Source organism: Nocardia vaccinii NBRC 15922 (genome assembly GCF_001613305.1).
GTDB lineage: Bacteria > Actinomycetota > Actinomycetes > Mycobacteriales > Mycobacteriaceae > Nocardia > Nocardia vaccinii.
Genome location: NZ_BDCC01000108.1, coordinates 1 through 4,153, shown reverse-complemented (window position 1 = coordinate 4,153; position 4,153 = coordinate 1). Strand labels below are relative to the sequence as shown.

The 4,153-nt window shown below is 63.8% G+C and carries 6 protein-coding genes; 5 read left to right on the top strand and 1 reads right to left on the bottom strand.

Annotated features, from left to right (window positions below):
• Positions 1 to 156: 156 nt before the first annotated feature.
• On the bottom strand, positions 157 to 1,479 hold the full coding sequence (locus tag NV1_RS41410) for a helix-turn-helix domain-containing protein (protein ID WP_157117779.1): 1,323 nt from the start codon (positions 1,477 to 1,479) through the stop codon (positions 157 to 159).
• A 244-nt stretch (positions 1,480 to 1,723) separates the two neighbouring features.
• Here NV1_RS41410 and NV1_RS41405 point away from each other — a divergent pair, with 244 nt between their 5' ends.
• The 5 genes from NV1_RS41405 (at position 1,724) to NV1_RS41385 (ending at position 3,907) form a co-directional block, all read left to right on the top strand.
• Positions 1,724 to 1,933 carry a hypothetical protein gene (locus NV1_RS41405; protein WP_067905148.1) on the top strand — a complete coding sequence of 70 codons (210 nt, stop codon included), beginning with the start codon at positions 1,724 to 1,726 and terminating at the stop codon, positions 1,931 to 1,933.
• A gap of 5 nt (positions 1,934 to 1,938) precedes the next feature.
• Positions 1,939 to 2,571 (top strand): hypothetical protein, encoded by a 633-nt coding sequence (locus tag NV1_RS41400; RefSeq protein WP_157117778.1) that lies wholly within the window; start codon positions 1,939 to 1,941, stop codon positions 2,569 to 2,571.
• Between the two features lie 455 nt (positions 2,572 to 3,026).
• Positions 3,027 to 3,323, top strand: a complete 297-nt coding sequence (locus tag NV1_RS41395) for a hypothetical protein (RefSeq protein WP_157117777.1) — start codon at positions 3,027 to 3,029, stop codon at positions 3,321 to 3,323.
• A 9-nt stretch (positions 3,324 to 3,332) separates the two neighbouring features.
• A complete protein-coding gene (locus tag NV1_RS41390; RefSeq protein WP_157117776.1) occupies positions 3,333 to 3,698 on the top strand; it encodes a hypothetical protein in 366 nt (121 codons plus the stop codon).
• Entirely contained in the window at positions 3,695 to 3,907 is a 213-nt protein-coding gene (locus NV1_RS41385) for a hypothetical protein (RefSeq protein WP_067905136.1), read from the top strand. Before NV1_RS41390 ends, NV1_RS41385 begins: the two co-directional genes overlap by 4 nt.
• The last annotated feature ends 246 nt before the right edge of the window (positions 3,908 to 4,153 follow it).

Genomic DNA, 4,153 nt, shown 5'->3' with positions numbered 1-4,153 from the left:
GGGCCATCATCGCTACGGCTATGGACGACTTGCGATCTGACCACGAATCAGAAGGGGAATACAACTCCCCTCGGATCGTGGAGGCCGGACCATAGACGAGGCCGCACCCCCATACGGCGAGCTGCCGAGGCGTACCAATAGCAGCCGTAGTCTGTTCTAAACCCGCTCTGCCAGCAGCCCGAGGAACTCCCGCACCTCCGGTACTTTCGCGTGCGGTCGGACAGTGACAGCAACGGTGTCGAGCTTCTGGTGCACCCGGGTCGAGGCGATCTGCCGGATGCTCCCGAAGTTCTCGGTGAGAACGTGGCATCCCTCGGCGATGTTTCCGCCCTGAACCAGATTGCGGCCAAGCTGGACGCACCATTCAGCTTGTTCCCGGGGCCAGGCTCCTGATCCGTCGATCGCCGCCTGAATCTGCTGCGACGCGGCCTCATGTTCGCCGAGGTACATATGCATGACGCCGGTCATGCCGCTCAGGAGTGCATCCGGCAGATAGACCCATTCCGGATCGAAGCCCTGTGAGGATTCATACGCTCGATGGGCTCGGCTCAGCGCATCGGTCACAGCGGACTTGTTGAGGCTCGGATTCTGCATGCCCAGTGCGTCGGCTTCACGAATCGCCATGAGCGCCCGCAGTTTTGGCCCACCATGACTCAACGCCGCCCGCGATCCGGTTTGCGCATACTGCACCGCTTGACTGGTGCCAGCGGGCGTACCACCGTTCCACTCGGTCAGGAGCGAGCTGGCATTGCCCAGGGCGTGAGCAATGGCGATCCCGTCCCCAGCCGCGGTGGCGGCCTGTGCTGCGTCGGCGTAATAGCGTCGCGCCTGATCCAGCTGACCCGCATCGTAATGAACCCAGCCAGCGGCGGTCATCATCTCGGCGGCAGCGCTGGTCAGAGCCCGGCCAACCTCGTCGGTGTACGTACCGGTATCCAGCAACTGCTCGACGTAGTGCACTTCGTTTCGCGCGACGCGGCACAACCGATCCCCACCCACCAACAGATCCAGCTCATGGATTTGGTTCACCGAAGCGTTGATATCGGCGACCTCGCCGCCGCCGATGCGGGCGCTGCCAGCTACGGAGGTCGCCGCCTTGGCATGCTGGCCAGCTGCGGCGGCCATTGTGACTCCGGCACCAAGAGCACCGGCCCTGAAGAATTCACGACGTTTCACGTCTGCCTCCTCGTCCGACTCCACCACCAGTATGGCAAGCGGAACGTGGAGCGCTCTGGCGATCTGACGCAGTACCCGGACATCGTGGATGGCGGCACCGTCGTGTTCCAACTGCGAAATAACCGGTTGGGTGTAGCCGAGAATCGCTCCCAATTCGGCTTGGGTCATCCCGAGCGATTTACGAATCCGGCGGATGACCTCGCCGGTTGTCATATGCATGCTGCTGTCCCTGCTGTTGAAGTGAACGTGCATCTGCAAGATCGTCTGGCCGCTCGGGACACGTTGCCAGGCAAGGGGTTTCACCCCTAGACGGGACAATATACGGGTTTCCGTATATTTCAACGGTTTCGGTTATATGCCCCGGAAAACGGCCGTAAACGGGCCGTACGGTCGGCCCTGGTACCCGGTACCAAGCCGACGCCGTACGCCCCTCCCTGCTTAGGTACGGCGCACCTGCCCCGGTGCCGTGGCGGGTGGCGAAAGCCCTTGGTGCCGGGTACCTCCGCGTAATCCACCAACGATTCACCCGATCCGGAGGTACCCAGCCATGCACACCTTGGCCATGCACCAGACCATCGCGATGTCTGAACAGGAAACTCACGCCGCACCGGCCACGCCGTTCAGCGTTGAGCGGGCCCATACCATCGTGCAGTTCCATGTGGCCTGTCGTGCGATTCGTTGCCCGCGTAAGGCTGCGGCGATGCAGGTGCTCACCGAAGCCGGCCACCTGGTGCCGTCGACGAGCCATCCACGGTGAGCGAGGTGAACGGATTGCCTGAATTCGGCCCGCCGGAGGATTATTCGGGCGGCGCCGGTGATGCGGAGCCAGGTACCGACTTTCCGGAGATCGAGATTCCGGAATGGGCGCCGTTGGAGCCGCTTCCCTCAGCGGAGATGCTGCTGGCGACCTTCTCCGGTGCGCAGCCGGTGACGGCGGGTGACATCCTGAATCCGGCGTTCGACTTGGTGGAGTGTCAGCGGGACTACCGGCTGGCCGTCGAGGTGCTGGCGGATACGGAGGCGTCGTCCACCGAGTTACGTGCGGCGGCCACGATGTTGGTGACCGCGCACGCGGATATCGACATGCTGGTGACCGTCATCGACGACGTCGTGCTCACGCGAATGATGCAGCGGCATAGAACGGTTGCGCGAGCGCCACTGCCGACCCAGGCGCCGCCAGGCCAGCTGCCGCAGCTCCCCATCCACACCGAATCCATCGGGGAGATCGCGGCCAAGATGGCGGACTTGTGGGAACGGGCGGTCAGCACAGGTGCCGACACTGACCCGATGGCGACGGCATGTGCCGCGAAGCATCAGCTGGCCGAACTGTGCGCCGGGTACGACGACTTGGCGGGCGAGGTTGAATCCGGCCGCCGATTATTCCCGGGGATGTGACGCCCGATGCAGCCCGTCACTCCGCCCCGGCCACCTCGGCGCATCCGCCATCTTCACATCGAATCCGGCGCATTGCACCTGGACTACTAGGCCACCGAGGAGCAAGCCCAGAACGTTACCGATGAACTGGCACAAGGTTTTTCGGAGCTGGAGCTGCGCGTGACGGTGGACGACGAGGTGCAGCCTGATCTGCCGTTCCTACCGTGCGCGGAGCTGTGGGACTGAGGGCCGCGTGGCGTGCCTGCTCCGGCTTGCGTTCGTGCATGCCGAATCATGTGTCTCCCAAGATGTCTCGAACGTCTTCCGATCTTCTTCCTTCTGAAACGGGGTCATCCTGTATGTCTGACAACCACGCCTCGACCACTCCTAGCCCGACCGCTGCCGAGCGTCCCACCACCCACACAATCTTCTATGGCACTGACCCGAAGGGGCCCGTGGCCTTCACGGTGCCGCCCGTGGAACCGACACCGGACACGCCGCTACCGGATGCCGGACTGTTCCTGCGGATCTGCGCCGGAATGGACGAGCCCAGCACGCTCATCCAGCGCGCCACCAAGGAACTGGTGGCGGTGTGGCGGCATGTGTACGAGCAGCGACCGAAAGACACGGACACGGTCAACGAGCTGATGAATTTGTACGTCTGGTTCATCGACCGCGAAGCGGGCGGACACACGAAAGCTGTTGTCTCCCAACCGTATGCGCAGCTGAGCCCGTCGACGTATGTGTCGGCGTTCATGAAAATCCCCAGGTAAGCCGGTTTTGTGACAACGTATGGGCAGTGGGTGTCGTGGTTGGTGTGGAAGTACCTGCTGTATGCCCTGCGTCAGAACGATGCCAAGCACCACGACCGCGATGCGGTCGAACTGAATTGGTGCATCGAGTCGTTCAACAGCTTGGTCGCGGCGGTACGGGCCGGGCGCTTGCGGTTGCCCGAGGAACAGGGGCCGGAAGAGGATGGCGGCACGGAGTTTCCGCCGAGGCGGGTGTGGCCGAACAACACCCCGCACGGGCTGGACAGGGCCACCGGCATGGGCACCAGCGCCAGCGAGAACGACACCGACGTCACCGATAGCAGTAGTGGCCCCGGCGCCAGCGATGGTGATTCCTCGCACGAGGACACGGCATGAGTCTCCGGGGCCCGCTGCCGGAGCACACATTCGTCTACGCGGACAGCGTGCTGGCGGAGGTGCTGTGCCACGCGAACCTGCTGGAGCTAACCGTGCCGCGCGCTCGCGAACTGCAGGAGATCCACGGACGACACCACCCGGACGAATGCGAAGTACATCTGGAAGCGGCCTATCTGCTGCTGCTTGATGGGGCGGACGGGGACGACTGACAAGGCCACGGCCGTCTGGGCGCTGTGGCTTCACGGCGGCGATACGCTCCCGGATGGGCCTGCGTCTCAGCGGAACCTACGGTCCCCGAGGGCGGCCCCGCCGAGAGACCGTCACGGTGGCGATGTAGAGCCTGACCGGACACCCCGCCGATCTGCCGAGTGCCGGCGAAAGCCACGCGAACGCGATGGTGGAGCAACGACGATGACACCGAGGTCGTGCAGGATCAGCCTCTAAGACCGTGTCTT